The following is a 2,319-nucleotide window of genomic DNA, read 5'->3' as shown; positions in this document are numbered from 1 at the left end:
GGCGAAGTGGGACCAGCCCCCGAATCAGCCAACAGCGTCCGGACGATCGTCCGGGCCGGGGGCCGCGGTGCCGGGACCATGGTGAGCCGGTTCACGGGGGCGTTCCTTCGGGGATGGGTGCCCTTTCGGCTGCACCGCTGGTCACCGGTGGTTATCGGTGGTTATCGGGCAAGGGGTCATTCTCCGTCATATTTCCTGGAACGACTGGTAGCCAACCGATGTGATCGGTGAGGCTGCAGAGGACGGTGTACCGGTGCCTGCGCCGGACGTACCGTCCCCGAGCACGATCCAGCCACGTCCGATCGGAGTGAAGCATTGTCGAGTTCCGAACGCAGACGGATCCGCCCCAGTCTCGTCGCAGTACTGCTCACCGCCCTGACCACAGCCGCTGCACTGGTCGTCGGATCGCCGGGTACGGCATTAGCCGACGGGGCCACCTTCCCGCCACGGACGGCGGAGATCGATGTCCCGGGCGCCGTCGGTACGTCCCGCGCGGGGCAGGAGAAGGCGTTGCTTGAGTACTGGACACAGGAACGGATCGATGAGGCCGTGCACAACGGTGACCGGCAGGATCCGTCCGTTGAGCACAGGGTGTCGGCCCTCGCACGGGAGCTGCAGGGCCCGGTGGACGGTCCGGTGTTGGAACCCGTGGGCAAGATCCTCTTCAACTACGCGAGCGGATCGCCGGGTTCCTGCACCGGCACAGTTGTCAACACGGCATCCGGCCGCCTGGTGATCACCGCTGGCCACTGCCTGGAGGAAGGCGGCCCCGGCGGGGAGTGGCACAAGAACATCGCCTTCATCCCCGGTTACGGCGGCGAGGAGGACCTCGGCGTGTTCACGGCGGCGAACTGGGCCACGGACAGCCTGTGGGCCAGTGACGCGGACGAGAGGTACGACATCGGCGTCATCGTACTCAACGACAATGCCGCCGGTGAGCAGGTCGCGGATGTGGCGGGCGCCTTCGACGTCCGTACCACGCCGAGCACCACGGCCCCCGTGCACATCGCAGGCTACCCCGCCACGGGCGGGTACGACGGGAACCATCAGGAACACTGCGAGGATGTCACCGAGCCCACGCCCCCGCCGCGTGACCTCGTCATGGCCGAATGCCCGAACATGTACCAGGGGTCCAGCGGCGGCCCCTGGCTGTACGAGTTCGACCCTGTCGAGGAAGTAGGCGACATATACGGAGTGAACGGCATCTTCGATGGGACCTTCGTCGCCACACCGAAGTTCACCAGTCGTACTCTCCAGCACATCGCCGTGATGGAGATCGCGGCGTCGCAGATCTAAATGGTGGATCCAGGAGCTGCACTGAAGATCTTGAAAACGCACCAGGTTGCTCGGCTTACCACGATCGACCCTTGCGGGCAAAATGGGGTGAACCGGATAGGTCGAGCAAGATCTTCAGGAGTCTTCTAGGGGTTGCCCCGCGGATCAGGGCGGTCAGGACGCCCGCCGGATCGGGCGGAAGGAGGGCCAGGCGATGACGCAGCCACCACCCGGCAGAGGGCGCAAGTCCCGTCGGCGGCGCGAGGGCGGGCAGCGTTCGGCCGGTGTCCCGGCGGATCCGGACGTCTACTGGACGCCTGAACGGATCGCCACGGCCCCGGGCGCCGCCTGGCCGGTCCGTGCCCCGCTCCGCCCCATCGGCCCGGAGGAACCGCACTTGCTGCGGGTGGATGCACCGGACCTGCCCGCGAAGGTACCCCGCGCCGGGCGGCCGACGTTCTGGCTCATGGAGACGGAGACGGAAGACGCCGGATGCGACCCGGCTGTCGTCCGCGAGGGGCTGCTACGGTTGCTGGCCGCCGAGTTCGGGACCGGCCCCGGGGAGCCGGTAGTCGACACGGACCGGTGCCCAGAGTGCTCGCGGCCGCACGGCTTCACGGCCACCAGCCCGGGCCGGCCCGGGCGGCGGGTGTACGTCGGCTTTACGGGCGGGCCCGGAGCGGCGGTGTACGCCCTGAGCGACACGCCGGTCGGGGTCGGCATGGCGAACACGGGCGCGACAGAGACCACCCCGGCCGACCCGGCGACCGCCGACCCGTCCGCCCGCAGCCTCGCCCGGCGCGATGCCTGGACACAGTCGCGCCCCCGTGGCTGCTGCGGTAGGCGCTCCGCGGGCGGCCTCGCGGAGCCTCACGGGCTCGTGTACGTCGCCGTACCAGAGCCGTTGCGGGCGGCGGTCATCTGGGCGGAACGCCCTCCGCCCGGCTGAGCCCGCGGCCCTCACGGAAGCGCAGGCAGGAAGCCCCCGGCCCGGACGATCGTCCGGACGCTGTTGGCTGATTCGGGGGCTGGTCCCACTTCGCC

The 2,319-nt window shown here is 69.3% G+C and carries 2 protein-coding genes; both read left to right on the top strand.

Annotated features, from left to right (window positions below; all coding sequences use genetic code 11):
• The first annotated feature begins 315 nt into the window (after nt 1-315).
• On the top strand, nt 316-1,296 hold the full coding sequence (locus tag GFH49_RS01455) for a trypsin-like serine peptidase (RefSeq protein ID WP_155053891.1): 981 nt from the start codon (nt 316-318) through the stop codon (nt 1,294-1,296).
• A gap of 193 nt (nt 1,297-1,489) precedes the next feature.
• Nucleotides 1,490-2,224, top strand: a complete 735-nt coding sequence (locus tag GFH49_RS01450) for a hypothetical protein (protein ID WP_155053890.1) — start codon at nt 1,490-1,492, stop codon at nt 2,222-2,224.
• Nucleotides 2,225-2,319 lie beyond the last annotated feature (95 nt).

Origin of the sequence: Streptomyces blattellae, from assembly GCF_009709555.1 — a bacterium.
GTDB lineage: Bacteria > Actinomycetota > Actinomycetes > Streptomycetales > Streptomycetaceae > Streptomyces > Streptomyces blattellae.
This window is presented reverse-complemented; position numbering and strand designations above follow the sequence as displayed.

Bases quoted from the DNA above. Each gene is read 5' to 3' on its own strand.
- GFH49_RS01450 (WP_155053890.1), top strand. From the start codon at position 1,490: ATGACGCAGCCACCACCCGGCAGAGGGCGCAAGTCCCGTCGGCGGCGC.